The organism is Corallococcus exiguus (genome assembly GCF_009909105.1).
Classification (GTDB): domain Bacteria; phylum Myxococcota; class Myxococcia; order Myxococcales; family Myxococcaceae; genus Corallococcus; species Corallococcus exiguus.
In genome coordinates this window covers 40,409-65,714 of sequence record NZ_JAAAPK010000002.1, presented here as the reverse complement: position 1 = coordinate 65,714, position 25,306 = coordinate 40,409, and the positions used below count along the sequence as shown (strand labels likewise).

General features: G+C 68.6%; 21 protein-coding genes. 9 read left to right on the top strand and 12 right to left on the bottom strand.

Going from position 1 to position 25,306, the window contains the following annotated elements:
• Positions 1-18 precede the first annotated feature (18 nt).
• A complete protein-coding gene (locus GTZ93_RS06810) occupies positions 19-345 on the bottom strand; it encodes a transposase (protein WP_139914787.1) in 327 nt (108 codons plus the stop codon).
• A gap of 298 nt (positions 346-643) precedes the next feature.
• On the opposite strand from GTZ93_RS06810, the gene GTZ93_RS06805 reads away from it, so the two are divergent.
• On the top strand, positions 644-2,053 hold the full coding sequence (locus tag GTZ93_RS06805; RefSeq protein ID WP_161662687.1) for a delta-60 repeat domain-containing protein: 1,410 nt from the start codon (positions 644-646) through the stop codon (positions 2,051-2,053).
• Positions 2,054-2,362: 309 nt separating this feature from the next.
• On the opposite strand, the gene GTZ93_RS06800 is transcribed toward GTZ93_RS06805, so the two are convergent.
• A complete protein-coding gene (locus GTZ93_RS06800; RefSeq protein ID WP_139914789.1) occupies positions 2,363-3,493 on the bottom strand; it encodes a hypothetical protein in 1,131 nt (376 codons plus the stop codon).
• Between the two features lie 121 nt (positions 3,494-3,614).
• On the opposite strand from GTZ93_RS06800, the gene GTZ93_RS06795 reads away from it, so the two are divergent.
• Positions 3,615-4,550, top strand: a complete 936-nt coding sequence (locus GTZ93_RS06795) for a bestrophin family protein (RefSeq protein WP_126933972.1) — start codon at positions 3,615-3,617, stop codon at positions 4,548-4,550.
• 96 nt (positions 4,551-4,646) lie between these two features.
• Positions 4,647-5,387: an endonuclease/exonuclease/phosphatase family protein gene (locus GTZ93_RS06790; RefSeq protein WP_139914790.1), complete on the top strand. Its 741-nt coding sequence runs from the start codon at positions 4,647-4,649 to the stop codon at positions 5,385-5,387.
• Positions 5,388-5,428: 41 nt separating this feature from the next.
• On the opposite strand, the gene GTZ93_RS06785 is transcribed toward GTZ93_RS06790, so the two are convergent.
• A complete protein-coding gene (locus GTZ93_RS06785; RefSeq protein ID WP_161662686.1) occupies positions 5,429-7,018 on the bottom strand; it encodes an endo alpha-1,4 polygalactosaminidase in 1,590 nt (529 codons plus the stop codon).
• 148 nt (positions 7,019-7,166) lie between these two features.
• On the opposite strand from GTZ93_RS06785, the gene GTZ93_RS06780 reads away from it, so the two are divergent.
• The 3 genes from GTZ93_RS06780 to GTZ93_RS06770 all read left to right on the top strand — a co-directional run bounded on the left by GTZ93_RS06780 (position 7,167) and on the right by GTZ93_RS06770 (position 8,826).
• A complete protein-coding gene (locus GTZ93_RS06780) occupies positions 7,167-7,502 on the top strand; it encodes an ArsR/SmtB family transcription factor (protein WP_139914792.1) in 336 nt (111 codons plus the stop codon).
• A gap of 5 nt (positions 7,503-7,507) precedes the next feature.
• Positions 7,508-7,996: an SRPBCC family protein gene (locus tag GTZ93_RS06775; protein WP_139914793.1), complete on the top strand. Its 489-nt coding sequence runs from the start codon at positions 7,508-7,510 to the stop codon at positions 7,994-7,996.
• Between the two features lie 146 nt (positions 7,997-8,142).
• Positions 8,143-8,826, top strand: coding sequence for a hypothetical protein (locus GTZ93_RS06770; RefSeq protein WP_139914794.1), 684 nt, complete (start codon positions 8,143-8,145; stop codon positions 8,824-8,826).
• Between the two features lie 3 nt (positions 8,827-8,829).
• Here GTZ93_RS06770 and GTZ93_RS06765 read toward each other — a convergent pair whose 3' ends face one another.
• Positions 8,830-9,741, bottom strand: coding sequence for a LysR family transcriptional regulator (locus GTZ93_RS06765; RefSeq protein WP_139914795.1), 912 nt, complete (start codon positions 9,739-9,741; stop codon positions 8,830-8,832).
• Between the two features lie 151 nt (positions 9,742-9,892).
• On the opposite strand from GTZ93_RS06765, the gene GTZ93_RS06760 reads away from it, so the two are divergent.
• Positions 9,893-10,753 (top strand): haloalkane dehalogenase, encoded by an 861-nt coding sequence (locus GTZ93_RS06760; protein WP_139914796.1) that lies wholly within the window; start codon positions 9,893-9,895, stop codon positions 10,751-10,753.
• 23 nt (positions 10,754-10,776) lie between these two features.
• Here GTZ93_RS06760 and GTZ93_RS06755 read toward each other — a convergent pair whose 3' ends face one another.
• A complete protein-coding gene (locus GTZ93_RS06755; RefSeq protein WP_167547943.1) occupies positions 10,777-13,377 on the bottom strand; it encodes a DEAD/DEAH box helicase in 2,601 nt (866 codons plus the stop codon).
• Between the two features lie 951 nt (positions 13,378-14,328).
• Here GTZ93_RS06755 and GTZ93_RS06750 point away from each other — a divergent pair.
• Complete coding sequence (locus GTZ93_RS06750; protein WP_120593977.1) at positions 14,329-14,529, top strand: hypothetical protein; 201 nt, start codon at positions 14,329-14,331, stop codon at positions 14,527-14,529.
• 49 nt (positions 14,530-14,578) lie between these two features.
• On the opposite strand, the gene GTZ93_RS06745 is transcribed toward GTZ93_RS06750, so the two are convergent.
• Positions 14,579-15,115, bottom strand: a complete 537-nt coding sequence (locus GTZ93_RS06745) for a gas vesicle protein GvpG (RefSeq protein WP_139914799.1) — start codon at positions 15,113-15,115, stop codon at positions 14,579-14,581.
• Positions 15,116-15,295: 180 nt separating this feature from the next.
• Here GTZ93_RS06745 and GTZ93_RS06740 point away from each other — a divergent pair, with 180 nt between their 5' ends.
• Positions 15,296-16,723 carry a hypothetical protein gene (locus GTZ93_RS06740; RefSeq protein ID WP_139914800.1) on the top strand — a complete coding sequence of 476 codons (1,428 nt, stop codon included), beginning with the start codon at positions 15,296-15,298 and terminating at the stop codon, positions 16,721-16,723.
• Between the two features lie 2 nt (positions 16,724-16,725).
• Here GTZ93_RS06740 and GTZ93_RS06735 read toward each other — a convergent pair whose 3' ends face one another.
• From GTZ93_RS06735 to GTZ93_RS06710, 6 genes are read right to left on the bottom strand one after another with little or no spacing between them, the layout of a single operon-like run.
• On the bottom strand, positions 16,726-18,519 hold the full coding sequence (locus GTZ93_RS06735) for a Vps62-related protein (protein WP_167547942.1): 1,794 nt from the start codon (positions 18,517-18,519) through the stop codon (positions 16,726-16,728).
• 45 nt (positions 18,520-18,564) lie between these two features.
• A complete protein-coding gene (locus GTZ93_RS06730; protein ID WP_139914801.1) occupies positions 18,565-19,260 on the bottom strand; it encodes a pilin in 696 nt (231 codons plus the stop codon).
• On the bottom strand, positions 19,229-20,839 hold the full coding sequence (locus GTZ93_RS06725; protein ID WP_139914802.1) for an AMP-binding protein: 1,611 nt from the start codon (positions 20,837-20,839) through the stop codon (positions 19,229-19,231). Before GTZ93_RS06725 ends, GTZ93_RS06730 begins: the two co-directional genes overlap by 32 nt.
• 55 nt (positions 20,840-20,894) lie before the next feature.
• Positions 20,895-21,668 carry an enoyl-CoA hydratase family protein gene (locus GTZ93_RS06720; protein WP_139914803.1) on the bottom strand — a complete coding sequence of 258 codons (774 nt, stop codon included), beginning with the start codon at positions 21,666-21,668 and terminating at the stop codon, positions 20,895-20,897.
• Entirely contained in the window at positions 21,665-23,677 is a 2,013-nt protein-coding gene (locus GTZ93_RS06715) for an acetyl/propionyl/methylcrotonyl-CoA carboxylase subunit alpha (RefSeq protein ID WP_139914804.1), read from the bottom strand. Before GTZ93_RS06715 ends, GTZ93_RS06720 begins: the two co-directional genes overlap by 4 nt.
• Before the next feature lie 11 nt (positions 23,678-23,688).
• Positions 23,689-25,305 carry an acyl-CoA carboxylase subunit beta gene (locus GTZ93_RS06710; RefSeq protein ID WP_139914805.1) on the bottom strand — a complete coding sequence of 539 codons (1,617 nt, stop codon included), beginning with the start codon at positions 25,303-25,305 and terminating at the stop codon, positions 23,689-23,691.
• Between the last annotated feature and the right edge of the window lies 1 nt (position 25,306).

Genomic DNA, 25,306 nt, shown 5'->3' with positions numbered 1-25,306 from the left:
GAGAGCAGGCACCTGGTCCTATGACCGGGTGAAGTCTGCGGGTTGGTAATGGAACTTCGCTCGGGCCTTCGGCACGGTGAATCGCCAGCGAATCCGGAGTTGCTGGCGATTGGCCCACTTCTGCCATGCCTGGCGGCTGTGGGTACTGAGATTGTCCAGCACCAGGTGGATGGTGTTCGCCTCCGGGTACTTCTTGGCGATGTCCTGGAGAGCTTCGGCAAACGCTGGACTCTTTCTATTGGGTGTGGCCTTCACGAAATGCCACCCCGCCTTGGGCTCCACCGCGCAGAAAAGATTGGCCGTGCCACAGCGGAAGTAGGCTGGGCGTCCAGCTTTGGCACGCACCCCATTTTCAACCCTTGGCTTTTCGCATGCCCCTTCATATCTGGAGCAACAGCGGCAGCCCGCCCATCAATCTCCACCCAGCCAAGTGCCCTCCGTTGAGACCCACGGAGTCATGAACGACCCTTGAGGCGATGCGAGTGACTGGCACAGCTGGGACTGCAGGAATCATCTTGAAATCCAATTCTCAAAAGTTAATATGAATGAGCAGGCTTCACGGCCCTTGGACTGTTTTGGTGAATCCAGACAGCCATGCGAACGCCGCTCCTGCATAACCCGTAGGCGTCCCAATGGAGTGTCTATGTCGAGAGGAACCGCGTCGTTGCTGGCAACGGCAGCCTTGTCCTTGTCCACGCCAGTGACGACCGCCTTCGCCGAGACGGCGAAGGCACCGCTGACCCTCCATGCGGGCGCTCCGTCCCGTGTCGTGGACCTGAGCGCTTCCGCCGATCTCGCGGGAAGCAGCCCTTCCCTGGCCTCCTTCGTCCCGCCGGGTGACTTCGATCCATCGTTCGGCGCGGGGGGCATCGCCCTCTACGAGCTCAGCGGCGCGACGCTGGGAACCGACTCGGTCCTGGTGCAGCCAGACGATCGGATCGTGGTCACCGGCAGCTTCCGGACGAACACGGGCTGTGGCGTGTACGCCGCCCGGTACAACGCCGATGGGACGGTCGACACAACCTTCGCGGGAGGCATGGGCCTGGTGACGACGACGCTCGCCTCGGGCTTATGCAATGCCAGTTCCGCGCGTGGGGCGCTGCAACCGGATGGGAAGATTGTCATTGCGTCCACGCGAGACCAGGGGGCGGCGACGGACTTCGCCTTGGTCCGCTATACGGCCAGCGGGGCTCCCGACACGACGTTCGGTTCGGGAGGATTGGTCATCTATAATTACGTGATGTTTGACCATGCCATCGATGTGGCCATCCAGCCGGACGGCCGGATCCTCCTGGCGGGGTCTTCCTCCAACAACACCAACCTGGACTTCGTGGTGGCCCGGTTCACGAGCACGGGCGCCCTGGACAGCACGTTCGGAGTCGGAGGCCGGGCAACCTACGATTTCCCCTCGGGCCGCAACGACTCGATGACGGACATGGCCCTGCAGCCGGACGGCAAGGTATTGGCCGTGGGGCTCACCTACGCGATAGGGGCGTCGCCGGACTTTGGCCTGGTGCGATTCACCGCCTCGGGGGCGCTCGACTCGTCCTTCGGAGGTGGAGGCGCTCTGAAGATCGACGTGTTCGGGAGCACCGACCAGGCCATGGCGGTGGCGGTGCAGACCGACGGCAAGATCCTGGTCGGGGGCAATGCCTACTATCCCTCGGGAAGCCAGTACTACATGGCGCTCCTCCGGCTGAACGCGAACGGCACCGCGTTCGACTCGACCTTCAACGGCAATGGGCAGGCCTACCTCAGCTTCGGTCCTACCAACAACATCATCTCCCGGCTGGCAGTCCAGGCGGACGGGAAGATCGTCGCGGGCGGCTACACGAGCCTCACCTCTCGCGGGAACAACTACGACGCGGCCCTGCTGCGGTTCCTCCCGACGGGACCTTTGGACTCCACCTTCGCGGGCGGCGGTGGGTTCATGTACGAGGGCTTCGTGGACAGCCATGACCTGACCGGAGGCCTCGGCTTCCAGTCGGACGGGAAGCTCATCGCGGGTGGTCTCAGCGACAAATACATCCGGATCTCCCGTCACGGGAACTGAGCCCTGAGCCGAGGCGCCCTCCGGCCCCAGCGCTCACCAGCCCGCGTTCCGTCCAGGGGCGCGGGCTCCGCAGTCCCATCGGTGGTGGTAGCGGTAAGGCTCTACCAGGAGGGTGGGCGTCAGGGACTCCGAGACAGACGGGAAGGCAACGGACGCGCCAAGATCTCTCGTCAGTGCCTGGGGACGCGGCGCATCCCCACGCTCGACAAGCCTCTCTGCGAAACGCAGGCATGGCAGAAGTGGGCCAATCGCCAGCAACTCCGGATTCGCTGGCGATTCACCGTGCCGAAGGCATTAGCACGGCGGCCATCACTCAATCGTGGAGTTCGTCACCCGGATGGGCGTGTCCGAATGGTTCGAGATCTGCGGATAGGTCACGTACCAGGAGCCGCCCTTGTTGTTCTGGATGACCGAGCGGTCGATGCGGATGTCGCCCGAGTGGTCATTGGTCACGAAGAAGATGGCGCTGCCGTGCGCGTTGACCTCGTTGTGTTCGATTCGCGTGCCACAGAGCGACAGCGTCATCGTGTTGCCGTCGTTGTAGATGGCCCCGCCGCTGCCACCACCCGGCGTGCCCGGCTGGGCGGGATTCGCGCCGTTGCCGATGGCCCGGTTGTGGGAGAAGAGGCTGTTGATGATCGTCCACGACACGCCAATGCTGCTGATGCCGCCGCCGTTGGAGCCGACCCCGCCGTAGCCCTCCTTGCCGCCGAAGGTCGTGTTCACCACGTAGACAGGCCGGTCGTCGTACTGGTCGAACACCCGCAGCGCCGCACCTCCGACGTCCGGGCCGGTGTCCGCGCACAGGTTGTTGAAGAAGCGGGAGTTGAGGACCTTCACCCGCCCACCGCGCACCCAGACCGCGCCGCCGCCGTCGTACTCCTTCTCACTCTTGGAGCTGGCGTCCACGAAGGTGAGATTCTGGATCGTCAGCCGCGGGTGGTCCTGGTCCTGGCAGTGAGAGGTCGTCCACACCTGGGCCTGGTCGCAGGTGTTCATGTAGAGGATGCGGTGCTTTCCCGCGCCACTGAGCGTCACCAGCCCCTTGCCGTCGATGACGATCTCCGGCCCCTTGTCGTTGAAGACCTTCGCCGTCCGGTCCAGCGTGATGACGACGGGCTCCGGGCCGCAGTCGAAGGTGATGACCCCACCCTTCGCCACGGCATTGACGAAGGCGTCCGAGGTACAGCTGGCCGGCGTCCCCGTCCCGACGACGGTGGTGGGCCGGGACACATCCGCGAGCCCCGCCTCGGCGGGTACGGTGCACGTCGCCTCGGCGTTCGGGTTGCCGGCCGGGGGACCGTCCTTCGGGTTGGTCAGCGGATTGGGCACGTCCACGCCCTCATCGTCCGAGCAGCCAGCGGCGCACACCAGCGCGACCCCCACGGTCAGGGAGCGCAACGTGGACATGGGGAACCGGTGAAATCTCTTCGGGTGCATTCAGCCTCCAGGAGGGAGGCAGTCTAGGGCGACGGCGCACCCGGGATGAACAAGGGTCATTCCCGGCGTCACAGCGAGGACCGCTTGCGGCAGTTGGGGATTTGGGGCACGAGACGCGCCTGTGATCGTCCGTCCCCGTCCTGGCTTCTTCAAGCTCCTGTTCGTCGTGCGCGGAACCATCCTCCCGCGCGTCCTTCCTCACGTGTTGGGGGTCGCGGCGCTCGCCACGCTGGTCGTCCTGACGCTCAAGCAGGGCTACATCCGGCTTCCCATCACCTCGCCCGCACCGCTATCGCTGCTCGGCATCGCGCTCTCCATCTTCCTCGGCTTCCGCAACAACGCCTGTTACGACCGGTGGTGGGAGGGACGGAAGCAGTGGGGCGCGCTCATCATCGAGGTGCGCGCCTTCACCCACGCGACCATCGCACTGCTGGACGACGGACGCGCCGAGCTGCCTGTCGTGGGACGGCAGGCGGCACGAAGACTGGTGCACCGCACCATCGCCTTCCCCTATGCGCTCGCCGCGCACCTTCGCTCGCAAGACGCCGGAGAGGCCATTGGCCGCCACCTGGAGGAGCCCGAGCGTTCGCGCGTCCTGGGCAGCGGCAACCGCCCGAATGCCCTCCTGCGCGAGCACCAGCTGGAGCTGGCCCGCCTGCTCCGTGAGGGCCGCCTCACCGACATCACCTGGGCCGCCTTGAACGAACGGGTGCACTCCATGATGAGCATCTTCACCGCCTGCGAGCGCATCCGCCTCACGCCCCTGCCCTTCGCCTACACGGTGCTCCTGCACCGCACGGCCTACCTCTTCTGTCTGCTGCTGCCCTTCGGCCTCGCTGAGTCGATGGGTTGGTTCGCGCCGGTGCTCACGGCCATGATCGCCTACACGTTCTTCGGCCTGGACCTCCTGAGCGAGGAGCTGGAGGAGCCCTTCGGAGAAGCTCCCAACGATCTGCCCCTGCTCGCGATGTCCCGCACGGCCGAGATCAACATGCTGGAATCGCTGGGAGAGCCCCAGCCGGAGCCGCTGCGCCCCAAGGACTTCGTCCTCGGCTGACGGAAACATTCTTCGCAGTATTTTCAGTGAAAACTGCTTTAGCTAGCTTCCCACGGAAGCGCCAGGAATGACCCTGGCGCGCATTCCGAGGGAACCATGCTCAAGCTCTTGTCGTCGGCCGTCCTCAGCCTGCTGCTGTCGCTGGGGCTCGTGCCCGCTCCATCCGAGGAGCCAGCACCGGCGGCGCTCGCCGCCACGACGACCACGGTCGCGACGCACAACACGTGGCACGGGCAGGCGAACACGAGGCCGCTCGCGGACATCATCGGCTGGCAGGAGGTGGACACCGCGGAGGGCCACTCCAAGCTCGATGCGATGGATGCCTACGCCCACTTCCGGCCCGGTGACGGCCGGCTGGACGCGCGCAATTCCATCGCCATCTCCTGGCGCAAGAACAAGTTCGAGAAGACGGGCGACGGCTCCCGCCTCACGCACGGCGGTGAGGCCAACGTGACGCCGTCGCGCTTCGTGAACTGGGGCGTGCTGAAGAACCTGGCGACCGGCGAGAAGCTGGCGTTCATCAACACCCACTACATCTCCGGCGCCTGGAACGGCGAGCACCCGGAGCGTCAGGACCGCTGGCGGACGCACAACACCGTGGTGCGCGAGGTCGTCGCGGAGCTGCGTGGCCGGGGCCTGCCCGTCGTCCTGGTGGGGGACTTCAACCGCGCGCTGTCGCAGGACATCCCCGGGATGAACCACCTGAACACGGCGGGCGTCAGCGGCGTGCCCATTGATCAGATCTACGTCAGCGTGGGCATCGGCACCGGTCCCGCCGAGCGCCTGGAGAAGTACGGCTCCGACCACTTCGCCTACACCGCGACCGTCTCGTACTGAGGAGAAGGCCGGGGCGGGAGGACCGCCCCGGCCCGCCCGCGCTACCAGCAGGTGAACTGGAGGTTGTCGTAACGGACCGACGCGGTGCTGAAGACCAGGGTGCGCATGTCACCCTGGGCGAAGCCGCTCTCACCGCAGGCGCAGGTCGCCCCGGTGCCCGTGCACGACGTCCAGTTGGTGATGTCCCCGCCCGAGTCCTTGCGGTACTCGGCGTTGAAGACCGCCTTGTTCTTGTTCGTGAACCAGGTCTTGTACGCGCCGCACTCGTTGAACCTCTGGCACTCCTCGTTGATGGCGAAGTCGAAGGAGTCCGCGAGCGCGGGGACCTGGTCCACGTCGTTCTTGAGCGCGATGCCCAGGCACAGGGAGTGGGCGGTGGTGGCCAGCCAGCGGTTGTATTCGAGCTGGTTCGCCGCCGTCAGGCCCCAGCAGGCCTGGTCGGTGCAGTTGATTTCGTCGTCGTGCGAATAGCCGTCGATGTTGTCCGGCTCCACCGCGTCGCAGCCCTTGTTCTTCGCCAGCTGCATGCGCGACGTCATCACCGTCCGCACTCCCTGCTTGCGGTGATCCAACCACCACTCACAGCCGCCGCCGGCCGTGCACCAGTCGCCCATGATGTGCACGGACTGCGCGCAGTTCTCCCCGGGGGTGCAGTACGTGTCCTGCGGGAACTGGTTCGCGTCTTCCCGCCAGTCCTCATAGGAGCCCGCGCTGAAGTAGCAGACCACCTTCTTGCCGGCGGTCTTGTACTCCTGGATCTTCGCGGTGCTCGTGTTGAAGAGGTCCACGACGTAGACCTGGGCGTTGAGGTTGGTGGGAATGGCGTTGTGCTCCAGGTCCCACATCCAGGTGGTGCCCTTGGGGAAGGCCGCCACCGTGCAGGAGGAAGCCTCACCACAGACGTTCGGAGTGCCGCCACCGCCGCACGTCTGAGGACTCTGGCAGGCGCCACAGCTCGCGACCGTGCGGGCCTGTCCACAGTTGTCGGTGCCGGTCACCTGACCGCAGCTCGCGCCCTGCCGCGCGCAGAAGGCCGCGTCCGTTTCAGCGGTGCACGTCGTGGAGATGTCCCACGCCACCTGGAGCCGGAGGCTGTCCAGCTGCGCCGCGTCCGTCCCCGCGCCCTTGATGATGCGCGCGCGGATCTCCCCGGTGCTCGACACGAAGTTCGACGCGGCCTCGGTGGTGGGGAGCGCGAGCGTCAGGGCTGGCGTCCACACCCAGTCGCCGCGCCCCTGTGAGTTGGCGATGCTGACCCAGCTGGAGGTGGAGAACCTGTACAGCTGCCACTGGTAGTAGGACGCGGCGACGCCGGGCCCCTGGTACTTCGTCAGCAGGCTGAGCTGGGTGACCTGGGCCGGAGTGGGCGCGGCCTGGGTGAGGCTGGAGAGATTGAAGGACAGAGAGCCCGTGTAGCTGGGGCTGAACTCGATGTACTGCGCATAGCAGTCCGCGTACGCGCCCACCGTGCAGTTCGCGCTGTTCGCCTTGAGCACGGCCATGCCGCCGCTCTTGCCCGACGCGTCCGTGTTCGCCTGCGTGCTCGCGGAAGCGAAGTCGATGACCTCCGAGCCCGGCAGCGACTGCTGTTGAGCCTCCGGCTCCCGCACGTCGTCCGCCTCCAATGGCATGCATCCAGGTGTCAGCAAGGCAAGGCAGGGGAACAGCCAGGCACTCCAGTTCGACATTGCGCCTCCAGGGGTTTGGGCCCGGCTATCACAAAAGGCCACTTCATCACTTAGCTCTTGCGCTAAGTGTCTGAAGACGTTACTTAGCCTCGTGGAAAAGCATCCGGAAACGCTGAATGGAATTTTCCAGGCGCTCGCGGATCCGACCCGCCGGGCGGTGATTGCGCGTCTGGGAAAGGGCCCCGCCAGCATCAGTGACCTGGCGAAGCCCTTCGACATGGCCTTGCCGTCCTTCATGAAGCACATCCACTTCCTGGAGGACAGCGGGCTCATCCGCACGCACAAGGAAGGGCGTGTGCGCACGTGCGCGCTGGAGAAGAAGCCCTTCGGCGCCGTGGAGTCGTGGCTGTCCGCTCAGCGCGCCCTCTGGGAGGCCCGCACGGACCGGCTCGAGCAGTTTGTCACCGCCGCATCATCCAAGGAGTGAGTCGAATGTCCCCTGCCCTGAATCCCGAGCTCGACCTGAGCATCTCGCGCATCATCAAGGCGCCGCGCGCTGTCGTCTGGAAGGCCTGGACGGACCCTGCCAGCTTCGAGCAGTGGTGGGTGCCCGCGCCGTCGCGGTGCAAGGTGTTGGAGATGGACCTGCGGCCCGGCGGCGCGCTGGTGACGCACTTCAGCGAGACGGCCACCAGCGACTTCGGGCCTCACCTCAGCGCGTGCTTCCTCGCCGTCGACTCGCTCAAGCGCATCGTGTTCACGAACGTGATGGTCGCCGGCTGGCGGCCCGCGGACGTGTCCGGCATGCCGCTCATGACCGCCATCATCACGCTGAAGGATCATCCGCAGGGCACCGACTACAACGCCCACGTGATGCACAAGAACAGCGCGGACAGAAACATGCACCATGACCTGGGCTTCCACGAAGGCTGGGGCACCGTCACGGCGCAGCTCGCGGCGATCGCCGAACGGCGCGTGTGACACCTGTGTCCGGCATCCGCGGGCGCGAGCTCTGACAACCTTGTCGTGCGCGGGCGCGAAGGCACTCTGAGCGGGCCTCAGCCACTCGGGTGGAACGACCCTTGCTCCAGCAAGGGCCCGTCCCCACTCGCAGCAGGAGGCATGCGTTGAACAAGGCGATGCTGATTCCGGTGCTCCTTCTCCTCACCGCGACCCAGGCCCAGGCCGTGGAGCCGCCGGGGCCGCGGCCCTCCGTGGGAGAGCGGCCCGCGCACGCGCTCTGGATCTCGCCACTGGTGACGGGTTCCCTCCTGCTGACGGGGCCACTCGTGGGCGGCACGCTCCACGTGGCGCTCCCTGTCGGCACGAACCTCCAGCTGTCGGACCAGACCGACCTGGTCATTGAAGTCACGCCCCGGTACGCGCGCCGGCGCTGCACGGATGACATCGGCAACTGCGGTACGGGCCGGGCTCTCACCGTCTCCACGGGCGTGGCCTGGACGCCGTGGCCCCGCGCACGGGGCGACGGCTTCTTCCTCCAGCCCAAGCTGAGCGGCATGGTGAGCAACGAGAAGGACCGGCCCGACGCCGACAAGGGCCAGCCCGCCAATCGAAGCACGACGGGAGGCCAGCTCACCCTGGGCCTGGACCTGGGCTACCGGAAGACGTTCGCACGCACGAACTTCTATCTCGCCGCGGTGTTCGGCGCGGCCGTGGGCTACAGCTGGAACCAGCAGCGCAAGGAGCTGGACCTCGGCGGCCAGTACAGCCTGCCGTGGGGTGATACGCGCAGGAACGGGCGCATCGTGGACATCAACATGGACATCCTGCGGGTGGGCTTCAGCTTCTGATGCTCACGCGTCCAGGACCGCACGCCGGACCAACTGGCGGAAGTACCGCGCCGCCGGGTCCGCATGCGTGCGGTCGTGCCAGCACAGGGCCATCTTGACGGTGTGCGCGGGGACCGGCGCGTTGACGCAGCGAACGCCCAGGCGCGCGCCCTGCGCCGCGACGAGTGACTCCGGCAACGTCGCGACGAGGTCGGTCGCGGCCACGATCGCCGCCGCCGTCAGGAACGAGGGCACCGTCATGGCGACTTCGCGGCGGATGCCCGCGCGTGCGTACGCGGCGCCAACGAGGTCCCGGAAGCCCTTGCCCGGGACCATCTCCACCCCCACGTGACGGAGCGAGCCGAGCGCACGCGCCGCCAGGCGCTTCGTGAGTCCAGGGGGGTCGTCGCGGGCCACGAGGACTGTGCGCTCGTCCAGCAGCGGTTCGACGTGCAGGCCCGCGCCCCGTCCGGCGAGGCCGATGTGCAGGTCGACCTGTGACGAGGTCAGGTCCCCGAGCGCCACGAGCGAAGCGATGCCGACCACGGCGAGGCGTGCGTTCGGCATCTCTCCAGCCATCCGGGCGGCGATTCGCGGTCCCCATGTGACCTGCCCCGCATCGGCGACGGCGAGCGTGAAGGTGCGCGTGCAGCGGGCTGGCTCGAAGGGGGCTTCGTGAAGCCCGGACTCCAGCTCGCGCAGGCCTCGGGCGATGGCGGGCGCCAGCGCGAGCGCGCGGGGCGTGGGGACGATGCCACGGCCCTTGCGCGTGACCAGCGGGTCGCCCAACGCGGACCTGAGGCGCGCCAGGCTGTTGCTGATGGCGGAGGGCGTGACGTGGAGCCGCTCGGCCGCGCGCACCACGCTGCGCTCGGTGAGGACGGTGTGGAGCACCAGGAGGAGGTTGAGGTCGAGGGCGGCGATCGAAATGCTCACGGTTGGTGAGCCTAGACCTCACGAACCATCACTACCAGGGAGGTGTCCCCTTCCCCATCATGGGTGCATGCACAGACTGCTCGGCTGTCTCGTCGCGGGCGTGCTCATCGCATGCCGCGCCTCTTCGCCGCCTCCTTCCCGGAGCACTCCCATGCCCATGGTTCACCAGGTCCAGGTCCTGGATTCGTTCATCTCCTACCGCGAGGCCGGGACGGGCTCGCCCATCGTGTTCCTTCACGGCAACCCCACGTCCTCACACGTGTGGCGGAACGTCATTCCGCCGCTCGCCGGCCGGGGCCGTTGCCTCGCGCCCGACCTCATCGGCATGGGGGATTCGGGCAAGCCGGACATCTCCTACCGGTTCGCGGACCACGCGAGGTACCTCGATGCGTGGTTCGACGCGCTCGACCTGCGGGACGTGGTGCTCGTCGGCTACGACTGGGGCGGTGTGCTGGCCCTGGATTGGGCGCGGCGGCATCCGGACCGCGTGCGGGGCGTAGCCGTGTTCGAGACGTTCCTCCGCCCCATGCGCTGGAGCGACTGGCCTCCCCAGGGCGAGCAGCTGTTCCGCGCCCTGCGCACGCCAGGGGTCGGTGAGCAGCTCGTGCTCGAACAGAACGCGTTCCTCGAGAAGTCCTTCGCGAATGGGGTCCAGCGTGGCCTCGCGGAGGGTGATCGGGCCGTCTACCAGGCCCCCTATCCAGATGCGGCGTCGCGGCGCCCGGTACTGCAGTGGCCTCGGGAGATTCCAATCGATGGTGAGCCCGCCGACGTCGCCGCGGTCATCGAACGCTATGACACGTGGCTCGCGCAGCCGTCCGTGAAGCCGGTGCTCCTGCTGACGTTCGGCGACACGGGGCTGAACGCTCCGAGCATCATCGAGTGGGCACGAGCCAATCTCCGGTCCCTCGAAATCGTCCCACTCCGTCGCGCGGGGCACCATGCGCCGGAAGACGCGCCGGAGGACATCGTGCGCGCACTCCAGGCCTGGATGGACCGCTCCGCGTGGTGAGCAACCCGGGCCCGTGCGCCAGGTCAGCGCCTCCGCCTGCCGCCTCCCCGCCTTCCTCCGTACGTTGAGCCCTTGCCATGATGATGGCCCCGGTTGCCCCCACGCTCCGGGTCCTGCACCTGGGGCCGACGCTCGCGGGTGGCCTCGGCGATTTCGTCTGGCATCCAGGGTCGGTCAAGCAGCTCCTGGAGCTCCAGGAGCGAGCGGGCCTGGAGCACACCCCGCCGGCCCCGGGCCACGCTGAAGCGCCGGGAGCGGTCGAGCACCGGCAGCTCCTCTTCCACCAGGGTGCGGGCGAGCTTCTCCGGCAGGTGCAGCCGCACCACGCCCCGCAGGGCCCCGTCCGACAGCTCCTCCACGTCGTACTCCAGCGGCACCGCCTGCTCGCGGACCTCCACGTTGTCCGGGAGCGCCAGGAGTGCCCGGCGCGTCACGGGCGGCACGAGCGCGTCCAGGTCCAGCCGCAGCGGGCGCTCCCGGAAGTCGTCGAGCGTGTCCACGCCATCGAGCTGCGCCTCGTAGAGCGCGGTGAGCTCCGGGAACCCGAGCGGCGCGGTCATTCCTCCCGAGCGCCGCCACAGCTCGCGCACCTCGGCGATGGCGACCCGGTGCCGGTCCACCGCGGGATGCGGCGCCTCGCCCCGCGCCAGTGCCTCCGCGAGCGCGTGCCGGGCCGCCGTGGCCAGCTCCGGCCCCCAGGCGCGCAGCACGTCCACTTCCTGCTCCAGCGTGAAGCCGAAGTAGTCCAGCCGCTTGACGAGCACGACCGAGCGGAAGCGCACGTCATACACGGGCGCCACCGCGTGACGTTGGGCGTAGCGGCGCAGCAGCGACTGGGGCAGCTGGGTGCCTTCGATGGCGCCCTGCGACTCGCCGTTGCGGTCGGCGAAGTAGCGCAGCGTGCCCGCCACCGCGCCCAGGTTGCCGCACACGCTCGTCTTCGACACGCGTGTGAGCTCACCCCAGGCCGTGCGCTCGTCGATGACCAGGTCGAAGGGCATGAAGCGCGCGAGCAGGTCGCAGAAGCGATGGTGGATGCTGGGGCTCGCGAAGGGCATGCGCGCGGGCAACGCCAGCCCCACGCTCCGGTACACGCTCGCCATCGCGAGCGCCGCGTCCTCCAGGGCCTTCACCAGCACGCCTCTCCCCTCCGCCCACGCCGCGAGCTTCTCCGGGTCGAAGACGTGGCGCGGCAGCCCCTGCACCTCCCCCACCGTGCCCGCCACACGGAAGGCCTCGGCGTACAGGTTGTACGCGGTCAGGTGGTCACTGCCCTGCACGAGCACCTCTTCCAGATTCCGCTCCTCGCGCGTCATCCGGTGCAGGGACTCCACCGCGCTGCACACCGCGAGGAACGGCAGCAGCGCGTCCTCCGCGTTGACGATGAGCTCCGCCCACGGACGCTCCACGGGCAGGGCCTCCACCGCCCGGCCATAGGCGGACAACCGCCCGTCCGCGTCCACGATGCCGCGCGCCTCCAGCTTCGCGAGGGCCCTCCGATAGGCGGCGCGATCCAACGGCACGGGCAGGTCCAGCTCGTCCGCCCGCACGCCCAGCGCCGCCGCGGTGAGCGCCACCCGCTCCGGCTCGCCCGCGAGCTGGAACTCAGGCTCGGTGGGCCGCAGCGAGGCGAAGTGGATCAGCCGGTCGCTGAGGATGAAGACGCGCCCGCCCGCCACGCGCCCGTGCACGCGCCCCGCCATTTGCAGCAGCTCGTTGTTGCCCAGGTGCACGCGGGTGAGGACGTTGCGGCCGCCCTCCACCACGTTCGTGAAGCGCAGGTCGTCGATGACGACGGTGTCCAGTCCGGGCACGTTGAGCGCGCTCTGCCCCGCCGCCGTCATCGTGAGCACGAACGGCCGGGGCGCCGTGCCCTCCAGGAAAGGGCGGATGGCGCGCAGCGGCTCGCCGCCGTGGTAGTGCGCCGCGTGGACATCGGCTGTGCGTGCACGCACGTGAGCCGCCGCCTCCTCCACTCCGGCGCGCGTGGCCAGGAACACGCCCACGCCGCGCCCCTGCCGCTGCACGTCCTGGAGGAAGGCGTCGTCGAGAAAGGACAGCGGCTTGCGGCGCTCCACCTCCACCTGGGCCGCCTTGCCCGGGTCGAAGGTGGACACCTGGAGCACGTCCGCGCTGTCCAGGTAGCGCGCGTAGAAGGCTGGATCCACCGTGGCGGACAGCCAGATGAAGCGGCAGCCCACGCGCTTGCCCAGGGCCAGGCACAGCTCCAGCTCCGCGGAGGTCTGGTGGATCTCATCCACGATGAGCGTGTCCTCACGCCGGATGGCGCCGCCCTGGAACCAGCGCCGCGCGATGCCGGTGGTGACAATGGCTACGTCCGCGAGCGGCGTCTCCGCGGTGGCCTCCCGCTCGCGGTTGACCACCGCCACCCGAAGGGGCCGCCGGCCCGTGAGCTCCTCCGCGATGGGGCGGATGGCGAGCGTCTTGCCCGTGCCGGTGCCCGCGACGATGCCGAACCCCTGCCCGCTCCGAGCCAGCGCGAGGAGGCGCTCGCCGTGGTGCTCTTCCAGGTACGTGCGCAGCTCCAGCCCGAGCGCCAGCTCGATGGTCTCGCACGCGGCGCGCGTGGGCGCGATGACCACCACCCGCCCGCGAGGGAGCATCGTGGAGGAGGAAGCATCAGCGGGAGGTGGCAGGTAACGGTCGGTGGGCGTGCGCACGAAGGCCAGTGATACGCACGGGAGGTGTCCCGGGGAAGCGTTAGATGCGTCCGGGACCGGTCAGAAGGAGGCAGGCAGCCGCGCACGCCAGGGCTTCAGGCATCACACGGACGCCTGGCCCCATGGCAATGCCCTCAACCCATATGAGAGCCGAGGACGCGAATCGCGCGTCCCCGGCGCGTCAGGGTCAGCGGCTCATGTCGCCTCCACCCGAGCCCGAGCCACCTGAGCCCGAGCCGCCCGAGCCCGAGCCGCCTGAGCTCGAGCCCGAGCCACCCGAGCCCAAGCCACTTGAGCCCGAGCCACCCGAGCCCGAGCCGCCAGTGCTCGAACCACTCCCACCGGGGCCACAATCACCCGAGCTGCCAGTGCTTGAGCCGCTGCTCGTACCACCTCCGCTAGAGGTACCTCCGGTGGTGGAGCTGCCGCCCGTGCTGGAACCACCCGTCCCCTGGTTCGTCCCTGCACCTGATCCGCCAACGTTGCCAGAGCCCGTCTCGGATCCCGCCGTTTCCTTGGAGCTTCCGACGTTCGTCCTGCCTCCGATTCCTGGCTCCATCGTTCCGGAGCCACCCGTGCCGATCCCCTCACTTTTCGCGGTCTTGCACCCCGCGCCAACGAGCAGCGCCGACACGAGCGTTCCCAGCAGTACCGCCTTGAATGCCTTCATTGCATGCACCTCCCTCACCGTCCCGGGGGGAAGGTCGAGAAACAGCTCCTCGGGAGCCACTGACCTTGGGGATGGGTGTGAGGTTGGGAAGGCACTCCTCCGATGAGACGGGGAGGCGTCATCGAAGGGGCGTAGGCACCAGCTCCCGGCCCTGGGTGTCGAGCCTCGTCCAATCGAGGACTCGTCTCTAGAATGGACGGGCCGTTCAACCCGGGAGGTCGTACATGCGCAAGGGAATCGCGAAGTTCGTGTTCATGATGGGCGTCGTGGCTGGTGGCGCCGTCGGGGCGCTGATGCCCACCAACTCCGAGGCCATTGGCCTCTGCTCCAACATCTGCATGAACGAAGACTGCTCGTGCTTCCGCCAGTGTGGCGGCGTGGGCGGTGGGCAGTGCGTGTGTTCGGCCGAAACCATCTGCCAGTAGGCCGCAGCGGATGAACCGCGGCCGGGCCTCCGCCGAGGGCCCGGCCGTTTCAGAGCCGGTCGAGGATCTCCGCCCTCTTCCGCGCGTACTCCTCCTCCGAGACCAGGCCCGCGTCGGCCATCCGCTGGAGGTCGGCCAGGGCCTTCACGGGGTCTGCGTGCGCCGCCTGGCCCGTCGCCATTGCATCCATGCCCTGGCGGAGGAACCGGCCCAGGTCCTGCGCGACGACCGGCCCCAGGACGACGACGCCCTGTGGGTCCTTCGGGTCGACCTTGACGTTGAGCCTCAGCCCGACGTCCATCACCCGCACGTTCCAGTCGTGCCACCGGCTGCTCAACGACACCTGATACGGCGCCTGGCCGGGCATCCGCACCTCGAGCAGGAAGTCGAAGACCTGCCTGCGGTTGATGTACATCCGCGTGGCCCTGCACTCCAGCACCGTGGCCTCGCCCGGCAGCCCATGGTGGCGGGTCTGCTCCTTCTTCCATGCCCGGTGGATCAGGCGCACGACGAACGCGCCTCCGCCGAGGAAGAGCAGTGCCCAGCTCACCGCCACCACCACCATGATCCCATCTTCCTCGCGCATCACACCCACCTCGAAGAGACACCGCGCAAAGCCCGGAACGGACGCTTCGCCCGGTTACAAACGGCCAGAGCCCCGCATGAAAACAGCGAAGGCCGTGCACCGCCACGCCCTGTCGCGAGAACTCACCGAAACAACTTCTCGCGCGGCATCCGGCCGGGCACCTGGGTAGCATGCGCGGCAATGAGCCTCGCCCAGAATGAGTTCGTCTCCCGCGCGGAGGCCGTGCGCGCCCGGCTCGAAGGCGCCGTCCTCCAAGCGCTCTCCCATCACGGTGAGCCTTCGGTCTCCGACCTCGCGGATGTCTTTCGGAAGGACGCGCAGCGGTCTCCGTCCCAGGTCGCGGAGGCGCTGTGTCCGGGCCCCCTGTCGCCCATCGGCTTCGCGGCCCTGGTGATGCGCGAGCTGCTGGCGCCCGAGGACGCGGTGCTCGAAGGGACCATCTCCGAGGCCCGGGTCATCACGGGCAACGCGCGGGCCGCCGGCTTGCTGCGTGTCACCGCGCCCCTCGTCGTCCTCGGGGACCTGGAGGTGGCGGGCGTGCTGGAGGACTGCGGACCGGACTCGACGGTCGTGGTCGTGGGCCGTTGCACGGCATGGGGGCTCCAGACGTCTGGGAACTTCCTGGTGCTCGGCGACCTCGTGGTCCGGGACGCCATCCAGGGCATCTACAACGACGACAGCCTCGTCGTGGCGGGTGACCTCACCACGCGCTTCCTCGACGAGAACGATCACGACGTCACCTGCTACGGCGAGACCCACACCGAGCAGCACCTGGAGAACGGCCGCCCCGGCGAGGAGGCCGCCTCGCTCGCGTCCACCTTCCTGCGCCCCGAGCTGTGGAACCTCGATCTGGGGGAGATCCACCACAACGCCTTGTTCAAGCGCATCCACGAGGGCGAGCCCGTCTTCACGGACACGCTCCAGCCCCAGCAGGTCCGCGAGCCGGATGAACCCACCGCCGAGGAGCTCGAAGGACTGGACATCGCAGGCATCGCGGCCCAGGCGTCGAAGAACGCGCGCGCGAGGGACGTCGTCTACGCCCAGCGCAAGACGGGCGAGGTGTGGCTGATGCGTCCAAGCAGCCTGCCCCTGCACATCTTCGACGGGAAGCAGTTCCTCGGACAGGGGACGCCCCCGGAGCTCGACGTGAAGCAGCGGGCCTCGGAGCGCGTCACCTTCTGGCGCAAGCGGGGCGACCTCTTCATTGAGATCGAACGCTTCGGCGCCGTCGTGCAGTTCCACGCGGGACTCAACAACGGGTCGATGCGCACGTTCCGCTTCGCCTTCGAGACCTCCGACGCCGCCGCACAGGAGGTGCGACGGCTGGAGGCCCGCTACGAAGGAGACTTCCTGCGCGTCACGACCGTGGTTCCCGGCCGGGGCCCGCTCGAACGGGAGTTCGCGAAGTACGGCGGGCCGAAGAACGAGTACACGTCCGCCATCGTGGACGGCACCACGCTGCTCACCCGCGACGACGAGCGCCAGGACTTCGATGACGAGGCCTCCGCCCTGAGCGCCCTCGAGGATTGGATCGCCGAGAAGCGCCAGGCGGGGTTCGACCTGAAGATCCTGGAGTGGAAGCCCTTCGGCCTCCTGGGCAGACGCTAGGACTACTCCAGGGTCATGTAGTCCGGCTGGGACACCGACCGGTTGCGCAGCGGCGAGGGACCGCCGCTGTTCACGCAGTAGCCGGTCGGGTTGTCGCAGCCGGACTCGGGGTTGCCCCAGTACGCCGTGAGGTTCATCCAGGCGAGCGACCCCGTGTACGTCCCCGCCGGCTGCCAGGGAATGATCACCACGTTGCTCCAGGTGTCCCACGCAAGCCCGGCGCCGGTGTCGTCCGCCAGGAAGTCGCCGTTGAAGATGGTTTCGTAGATGTGCCGCGCGGCGTCCGGATAGAGGCCATGCGAGCCATTGGCGGAGAACACCTCCGGATGCCAGCCGCTGAGGAACACGGCCTTGTCGCCGAAGGTGAAGGTCTGCCCGTTCGCGTGCTGGCTCAGGTAGACCTGCGCGGGGCGCCCGTCGATGAAGCGCACGGTGAGGTGTTCCCAGTCCCCCACGTGGTTGCCGAAGGTGGAGTAGCCGCCCACGCAGCCCCAGGGCGAATACCAGCCAATGCACACGCGCTTGCCATTGTTGTAGGGGTAGAAACTCCAATACAGCACGTCCGTCACGTTCGTCGGCAGACCGCCCTGGGTGCGCGTGATGACCTGCGCGTAGACAGGCACCGGCGTCTGGTTGGGGCGCTGGCCGTCCAGGAACTGCGGATCCGTGCAGGAGTCACAGCCCAGCGCCTGGTTCGTCACCAGGTGGCCGTTCTCCTCGTGGACGTTGGCCAGGTGGAACTGCGTGGAGGACGGGAAGTAGGCCTCGTCCGGATGCAGCCACACGCGCGGCGCGAACGCAGCGACCGTCTGCGAGTCCACGGGCAGGCCTCGCAGCTCCGCGTTGGACGTGGCGCTCTTGTTGAGAACCCAGTAGCGGTTGCCGCCCGTGTCGCCGTGGCTGGGGCGGGAGATGAAGGTGGACGCGGGCAGGCCTCGGTGGTCGCGCGCCGCCGCCTGCCACACACCGATGTCGTCGTCCGCGCCGGAGCCCCTGTCGTCCCACACCCAGGCGGGATTGGCGGGCAGCACGTATTCGCTCCGCACGCAGCGGATGAGGTCCGTGGAGGGCTTGGAGTAGCCCAGCACCGCGACGTGGCCCAGGCAGGTGTAGCCCGCGGGCGCGACCGGCTCCCAGAAGGAGACGTCGTGCGTTCCACCGGAGCCGGAGTCGTCCCAGATCCAGTTGTAGTTGGACGGACGCGCGAGCAGGTCCGCCTCGCCGCGAACCACGAACGTCGTCGCGGGCGCCTGTCCCCGGTTCGGCATGGCCACGTCGCCCAGCGAGAAGAAGCCCGGCGTCTGGGAGAGGTCCGGGCGCCAGACGGCGATGTCGTTCGTCGCGCCGGTGCCGTGATCATCGTAGATCCAGCTGAAGCGGCTCGTGGGCCGGACCTCCAGGGCCTTGGGATGGCGCAGCACCCCGGAGTCCGACACGAGGGTGAACTCAGCACTCTGGCCCGACAGCGCGGTCGCGGCGACGAGCTGGTAGCTGCCCGGGGCCAGCGTGACGACCAGGCGCGAGTTCGTGCCGCCACCGCCGTTGTTGTCCTGCGCGAGGATGGTGCCGTTCGCATCCAGCAGGTACAGCCAGGCATCCGCGGACGACGTCAGCGTGAACGTCACCGGGTTGCTGGACGTCTGTGAATCCAGCAGGAACACCCGGTTGCCCGGACCGGAGGGGCTCTGTCCTCCCGAGCCCTGCCAGAAGCCGTAGACGGTGTTCGCGTGGGCTGCGTTCGCCACGAGCGAAGACGTGGCGAACGCGACGAGGGATAGGAATCGTCGGAGGACCATGGATACCTGGGGAAGGAGGGAACCCAGGACCCTACTCCGGGACTGCTACTCCCGGACGTCGTTCACGTGGTTGTACGGGGTGCCCAGCTCGATGGTTTCACCGTTGGCGGCCGTGCGATTGACGGTGGAGATGCTCCACACGTCCAGCGTGTCATCGTTGTCCACGTTGCCCACGCACGCGGCCGTCACGACGCAGTCGGGACACGTCCCCTCCACGCCGGGCTTCACGCCCGCCTGAGCCAGGGCCGCCTGGATTTCAGCTGGATCGATCGCGGGGAAGGCCGCCCCCACGGGGATGACTTCCTCCGGCATCCGCAGCACATAGGCATAGCGATTGCGCGGTCCCGGCTCGATGCCCATCGCATCGAGGCTGACCAGGGGCTGCTCGTCCACCATGCTCACCCTCGCCGCGGTGAAGACCGCCTTCAGGTTGACCTTGCACTCCGCCTGCTTCGAGCGCGCCTGGAACCTGATGAAGTTGGGGATGGTGATGGCGGCCACGATGCCAATGACGAAGGGCCCCAGTCCCGCCACGATGAGGGCTGTGATGGCGAGCCCCCTGCGCCCGGCATGCTCCGGCTTGCCTGTCTTCACCATCGCCATGATGGCCAGCACGAGGCCCACGGGCCACAGGAAGACCACGCACAGGCTCGTGATGGCGAAGCCCAGTGCGACTCCAGGCAGGACGGTCTTCTTCGGCGCGGCGGACTCAGGGGGTCTGTGGGTCGTCACGCCCCGCATCGTAGTGCCGGGCGTACTGCTGACGGAGCACGAACTTCTGGGCCTTGCCCGTGCTGGTCTGCGGCATGGCCGGGAGCAGGACGATGGCCTTGGGCACCTCAAACCCACCCAGGTGCTGGCGGCAGTGGGCGTTGATCTCCGCCTCCGTGGCGGAAACGCCGGGCTTGAGCACGACGAAGCCCGTCACCGCCTCCGCCCAGCGTGAGTGCGGCAGACCCACCACCGCGACCTGAAGCACGGAGGGGTGACGCAGGAGGACCTCCTCGACCTTGATGGACGGGACGTTCTCGCCGCCCGTCTTGATCATGTCCTTCTTGCGGTCCACGAAGAGGAGCTGGCCGTCGGCGTCGAACATGCCCAGGTCGCCGGTGTGGTGCCAACCGAAGGCGCTCGCCCGCGCGGTCGCCTCCGGGTCCTTGTAGTAGCCGAGCATCACGTTGGGCCCGCGGTGGACGATCTCCCCCACCTCGCCGCGCCCGAGCAGCCGGCCCTCGTCGTCCATGATGGCCGTCTCGTTCGTCACGACCGAGTCGCCCCAGTACGAGCCGAACCGCTTGAGCTGCTGCTCCGGCTTGAACAGGGTCGTCGCCGGGTACATCTCCGTCTGCCCTGATGCGAGCGCGAAGCCGCCCGGGCAGAAGTGCTCGATGAGCTCCACGAGCATCGTGCGCGCCATGGGCGCCATCACGTAGAGGCACAGGCGCAGGCTGGACAGTTTCGTGGCCGGACGCGCCGGGTGCGCCAGCATCGCGCCGTACATCACCGGCAGGCCCAGCAGGAACGTGATGCCGCGCCGTTCAATGGTCGCGAGCATCGCGCCCGGGTCGAAGGCCCGCCGCACGACGACGGTCGCCCCGGCCAGCAGGAACGTCATCACGATGGAGTGCTGCGCGCAGTGGAACATCGGGAGCACGCAGATGGTGGAGTCCGACGGGCGCATGCCCAGCTCGAACAGGTTCCCGCTCAGCGCCGCGTGCACCGACGCATGCGAATGCATGACGCCCTTCTGCTGGCCGGTGGTCCCACTGGTGTACATGATCTGCGCGAGCTGGCCGCTCTGGATGGCCACCTCCGGCAGCGTGCCGTGCTGCCCCTTCAGCGTGTCCAGGAACGCGACCGTGCCCCCATCCGGCGCCGCCTGCCCTTCCGGCACGCAGACGATGACGCGGGTGCCCAGCGCATCGAGCATCGCCCGCAGCCCGGGCTTCGCGAGGAGCTCGGCGTCGACGACGGCGTGCGTCGCCTCGGCGTGTTCGACGATGTACTGGACCGCCTCCACGGAGAGGCCGGTGTTGATGGGCACCCAGACGAGCCCTGACTTGTAGATGCCCACGAAGGCGGTGAGCATCTGCGCGGAATTGCCGCAGAGCATCGCGATGCGCGCACCCTGGGGCAGGCCCTGTGCGAGCAGGTAGTGCGCGAACGCGTTCGAGCGCCGGTCGAGCTCCGCGTAGGAGAACTCGAGGTCCCCGTCGACGAGCGCCGTCCGCTCCGGCCAGCGCAACGCCGACCGGTGGACGATGTCTCCCAGCGAAACGCGGCTGATGCGCGGGGCCTGAGGTGCCTGGATCGCGGACATCGAGTGCTCCATTCCGCCCGTTCGGGCGTCGGGTCGAACCGGGTGCTCCCGCATCCTATTTCGGCGCGGCCCACGCCGGAGGCCGGCGCTCCAGGAAGGCGAGCATCCCCTCCTGGGCCTCCTCGGAGGCGAACAGCCGGCCGGAGAGCGCGACCATCTCCGCACCCCCGGCATCGATGCGCGCGCGCAGGCCAGAGGCCACCAGTTGCTTGGTCTCGCGCAGGCCCTGCGGAGACGACACCCGGAACGTCTCCAGGATCTGCTCGACGGCGCCATCCAGTGACGCGTCCGACACGGCGGAGGTGATGAGCCCGATGCGCGCGGCTTCGGCCGCGTCGAAGGCCTCACCGGTGAGGAAGTAGCGGCTCGCCGCCCGGCTGGTCAGGTGCGGCAGGGTGGTGAGGGAGATGACCGCGGGCGTCACGCCAATGCGCGCCTCCGTGAAGGCGAACTTCACGGACTCCGCGACGACCGCCACGTCGCACGCGCCCACGATGCCGATGCCGCCCGCCCTCACCTGCCCCGCCACCTTCGCGACGACAGGCTGGGGCAGCGTCACGATCGTGCGCAGCACGTCGAGCAGCACGCCCGGCGCCTTCGCGGCGCCACCGTCCGCCATCTCCGAGAGGTCCGCCCCCGCGCAGAACGCGGGGCCGGTGGCCGCGAGGACGACCGCGCGCACGCTCGAGTCGGCGCCCACGGCGTTCAGCCGCTCCAGCAGCTGCGTGACGAGCGCCCGCGAAAGCGCGTTGCGGTTGCGCGGCGAATCGAGCGTCAGGGTCGCGACGCCACGAGAGACTTCGTACCGGACGAGCGGTGCTTCACTCATGCTGCCTCCTTCGCTGCGGGGGAGACGACCGCGACGACATGCCGTGCCGGCACCTGCGCCCCGACCGTGACGTTCACCGCCGTGACCACACCATCCGTTGGCGCGATGAGGGACGACTCCATCTTCATCGCTTCGAGCACCACCAGCACGTCGCCCTTCTTCACGGTCGCGCCGACCTCGGTGCTCACCCGGATGATGCGGCCATCCATGGGCGCCCGCAGGCGGCCGTCGCTGGCGCGCTCGCGTTCGGAGGGCAGCCGGAAGGAGACGTCGCGCAGCTGGCGCGTGATGCCGTCCAGCGAGCACCACAGCGTGCCGCCCGCCCGGCGGTAGCGGACCGCGCGACGGCGGCCCGCCACCTCCACCTCCGCGCGTTCGGCACCGAGGCCGCGCAGGGAGAGCGCGAACGAGGTATCACCGACGCGGACCTCGTAGGACTCCGGAGCGACGGGGCGCACCGAGGCGCGGAACTCCGAAGCACCGTCATGCAGGCTGACGGGCACCGGCAGGGCATAGGAGCTGCTCCAGCCCGTGAGCGTCGCGTCGAAGCCCCCCTTCCGGGCGAGCGCCTGCGCATCGTCGTGGAAGAGCAAGGCGGCCAGGATGGCCTGGTCCTCCAGGGAAGCCTTCCCGAGTTCTTGCAGCATCTCCGGCGGCGTGTGCGCGCCGACGAAGCCCGTGTCGTACCGGCCGGAGCGGAACGCCTCATGCCCGAGGACGTGCTGGATGAACGCACTGTTCGTCGTGACGCCGAACACCGTCAGCTCGCGCAGCGCCGCGGCCAGTCGCTCACGCGCCGTCTCGCGGTCCGGTCCGTATGCGATGAGCTTCGCCTGCATGGAGTCATAGAAAGGCGTGATGTCCTGCCCCTCGCGCACGCCATGATCCACGCGGACGCCCTCCCCCGACGGCGGCTCCCATGCGAGGAGCCGGCCCGTCTGTGGGAGGAAGCCCCTGGCCGGGTCCTCCGCGCACAGGCGCGCCTCGATGGCGTGTCCGCGCCAGGTGACCTCCGGCTGCGTCAGCGGGAGCGGCTCGCCGTCCGCGACGCGCAGCTGCCACTCGACCAGGTCGAGTCCGGTGATGAGCTCCGTCACCGGGTGCTCCACCTGGAGGCGCGTGTTCATCTCCATGAAGAAGAAATCGCCGTTCGGAGCCAGGAGGAATTCGATGGTCCCCGCGCCGCGATACCCGATGGCGCGGATGGCCTGCACCGCCACGGCCCCCATGCGCTCGCGCAGTTCGGGCGTGACGGCCGGAGACGGGCTCTCCTCAATCACCTTCTGGTGCCGGCGCTGAACGGAGCAGTCGCGCTCGCCCAGGTGCACCGCGTTGCCATGCGCGTCCGCGAAGACCTGCACCTCCACGTGACGCGCGCCTTCAATGGCCCGCTCCAGGATGAGCTCGCCGCTGCCAAACGCGTTCGTCGCCTCCGAGCGCGCCGAGCGGATGGCGTCGAGCAGCGCGCCCGGCTCGCGGACGAGCCGCATGCCACGCCCACCACCGCCCGCCGCCGCCTTCACCATGATGGGGAACCCGACGCGCTGACCCTCACGGACCAGGGCCTCGTCTTCGAGGGACTCGCCAGGGCGTGCCGCCTCATAGCCGGGGATGCAGGGCACGTCCGCGGCCTGCATGCGCAGCTTCGCCTGTCGCTTGTTCCCCATCAGCTCGATGGCTTCCGCGGGCGGCCCGACGAACGCGAAGCCAGCCTCCGCGCACGCGCGCGCGAAGTCCTCGTTCTCCGACAGGAAGCCGTACCCGGGATGAATGGCGTCCGCGCCGGAGGCCTTCGCCGCGGCGAGGACCCGCTCGATGGAGAGGTAGGACTCTCTCGCGGGCGGAGGCCCCAGGTGCATGGCCTCGTCTGCGAGTCGCACGTGCGGGGCATCCCGGTCCGCGTCGGAGAAGACCGCGACCGTGCGCAGTCCGAGGCGGCGGCACGTGCGCAGCACGCGCACGGCGATCTCACCCCGGTTCGCCACCAGCACATTGTGGATGCGTTTCATGATTCTCCTCGCTACAGCCGGGCGACGCCGAAGGAGTTGGGCGACAGCGTGCGGCGCGAAGCCTCGTCGCACGTGGCCAGGATGAACCCGAGCACCCGCCGCGTGTCCCGGGGGTCGATGACGCCGTCGTCGAACAGCCGCGCGCTGCATTGGAAGGCATCCGACTCGCGGTCGAACTGCTCGATGAGCGGCTTCGCCATCCCGTCCAGGAACTCCTGGTCAGGCGGCAGCCCCGCGCGCCGGGCCTTCTCCGTGGCGACGATGGTGAGCACCTTCGCCGCCTGCTCGCCGCCCATCACGGCAGTGCGCGCGTTGGGCCAGGCGAAGATGAAGCGCGGATGGAACGCGCGGCCGCACATGCCGTAGTTGCCCGCGCCGAACGCACCGCCCAGCAGGAGCGTCATCTGCGGCACGGTCGCGTTGGCCACCGCCTGAAGCATCTTCGCGCCGTGCTTCACGATGCCGCCCTGCTCCGACTGCGTGCCCACCATGTAGCCCGTGGTGTTCTGCAGGTAGATGATGGGCGTGCGCGCCTGGCAGCAGAGCTGGATGAACTGCCCCGCCTTCGTCGCGCCCTTCGCGGTGATGGGCCCGTTGTTGCCAATGAGGCCCACCGCCCGGCCCTCGATGCGCGCCCAGCCGCAAACAGTGAGCGCGTCGTAGTCGTCCTTGAACGGCGAGAAGTCCGAACCATCCACGAGCCGCGCAATCACCTCGCGGCAGTCGTAGGGCTTGCGGTGGTCCATGGGCACGACACCACACAGCTCCTCCACCGCATAGCGGGGCGGCTCGAAGGCGGGACGCGCGGACGCCGGCAGGGCGTCATTCCATCCGAGCGACGCGACAATTTCCCGCGCGATGCGGATGCCATCGGCGTCGTCCTCGGCGAGGTGGTCCGAGGTGCCGGCCACGGTGGTGTGCATCTCCGCGCCGCCCAGGTCCTCGTCCGTGGCGACCTCGCCCGTGGCCGCGAGCAGCAGGGGCGGTCCAGCGAGGAACACCTTCGCCTTGCCGCGCACCATGACGACGTGGTCGGACAGGCCCGGGATGTACGCGCCGCCCGCCGTGCTCGAACCGTGGACGACGGTGACCTGGGGGATGCCAGCCGCGGACAGCTTCGCCTGGTTGTAGAAGGTCTCCCCGCCCGGGATGAAGATCTCCTGCTGGTAGAGCAGGTTCGCCCCGCCACTCTCCACGAGCGACACCACGGGCAGCCGGTTCTGCAGGGCAATCTCCTGCGCACGCAGCGCCTTCTGGACACCCCAGGGCGTCGCCGTGCCGCCCTTCACGGCGGAGTTGCTCACGAACACCAGGCAGCGCACGCCAGACACGAAGCCGATGCCGATGATGGTGTTCCCACCGGCCAGCGAGCCGTCGCTGTCGTCGTGGTGCTTGTAGCCACAGAGCGTGGAGAGCTCCAGGAAGGGCGAACCCCGGTCGAGCAGCAGCGCCAGTCGCTCACGTGGGAGCAGCTGCCCGCGCTGCTTGAACTTGTCCCGGGCCAGCTGCTCGGTGTCGCGCGACTTCTGCTCGATGGCGCGCAGCTCCGCGACGCGGGAGAGCATCTCCTGGCGCTGCGTGGTGAAGGTGGCGGAGGCCGGTTCGACCTGGGAGACGAGCGTGGGCACG

What these genes read in the sequence shown, in the direction of transcription:
- GTZ93_RS06790 (WP_139914790.1), top strand. Translation starts at nt 4,647, where the DNA reads ATGCTCAAGCTCTTGTCGTCGGCCGTCCTCAGCCTGCTGCTGTCGCTG.
- GTZ93_RS06805 (WP_161662687.1), top strand. Translation starts at nt 644, where the DNA reads ATGTCGAGAGGAACCGCGTCGTTGCTGGCAACGGCAGCCTTGTCCTTG.
- GTZ93_RS06785 (WP_161662686.1), bottom strand. Translation starts at nt 7,018, where the DNA reads ATGCCATTGGAGGCGGACGACGTGCGGGAGCCGGAGGCTCAACAGCAG.
- GTZ93_RS06740 (WP_139914800.1), top strand. Translation starts at nt 15,296, where the DNA reads ATGAGCCTCGCCCAGAATGAGTTCGTCTCCCGCGCGGAGGCCGTGCGC.
- GTZ93_RS06720 (WP_139914803.1), bottom strand. Translation starts at nt 21,668, where the DNA reads ATGAGTGAAGCACCGCTCGTCCGGTACGAAGTCTCTCGTGGCGTCGCG.
- GTZ93_RS06725 (WP_139914802.1), bottom strand. Translation starts at nt 20,839, where the DNA reads ATGTCCGCGATCCAGGCACCTCAGGCCCCGCGCATCAGCCGCGTTTCG.
- GTZ93_RS06745 (WP_139914799.1), bottom strand. Translation starts at nt 15,115, where the DNA reads ATGCGCGAGGAAGATGGGATCATGGTGGTGGTGGCGGTGAGCTGGGCA.
- GTZ93_RS06755 (WP_167547943.1), bottom strand. Translation starts at nt 13,377, where the DNA reads ATGCTCCCTCGCGGGCGGGTGGTGGTCATCGCGCCCACGCGCGCCGCG.
- GTZ93_RS06730 (WP_139914801.1), bottom strand. Translation starts at nt 19,260, where the DNA reads ATGCGGGGCGTGACGACCCACAGACCCCCTGAGTCCGCCGCGCCGAAG.
- GTZ93_RS06775 (WP_139914793.1), top strand. Translation starts at nt 7,508, where the DNA reads ATGTCCCCTGCCCTGAATCCCGAGCTCGACCTGAGCATCTCGCGCATC.
- GTZ93_RS06800 (WP_139914789.1), bottom strand. Translation starts at nt 3,493, where the DNA reads ATGCACCCGAAGAGATTTCACCGGTTCCCCATGTCCACGTTGCGCTCC.
- GTZ93_RS06750 (WP_120593977.1), top strand. Translation starts at nt 14,329, where the DNA reads ATGCGCAAGGGAATCGCGAAGTTCGTGTTCATGATGGGCGTCGTGGCT.
- GTZ93_RS06715 (WP_139914804.1), bottom strand. Translation starts at nt 23,677, where the DNA reads ATGAAACGCATCCACAATGTGCTGGTGGCGAACCGGGGTGAGATCGCC.
- GTZ93_RS06735 (WP_167547942.1), bottom strand. Translation starts at nt 18,519, where the DNA reads ATGGTCCTCCGACGATTCCTATCCCTCGTCGCGTTCGCCACGTCTTCG.
- GTZ93_RS06760 (WP_139914796.1), top strand. Translation starts at nt 9,893, where the DNA reads ATGCCCATGGTTCACCAGGTCCAGGTCCTGGATTCGTTCATCTCCTAC.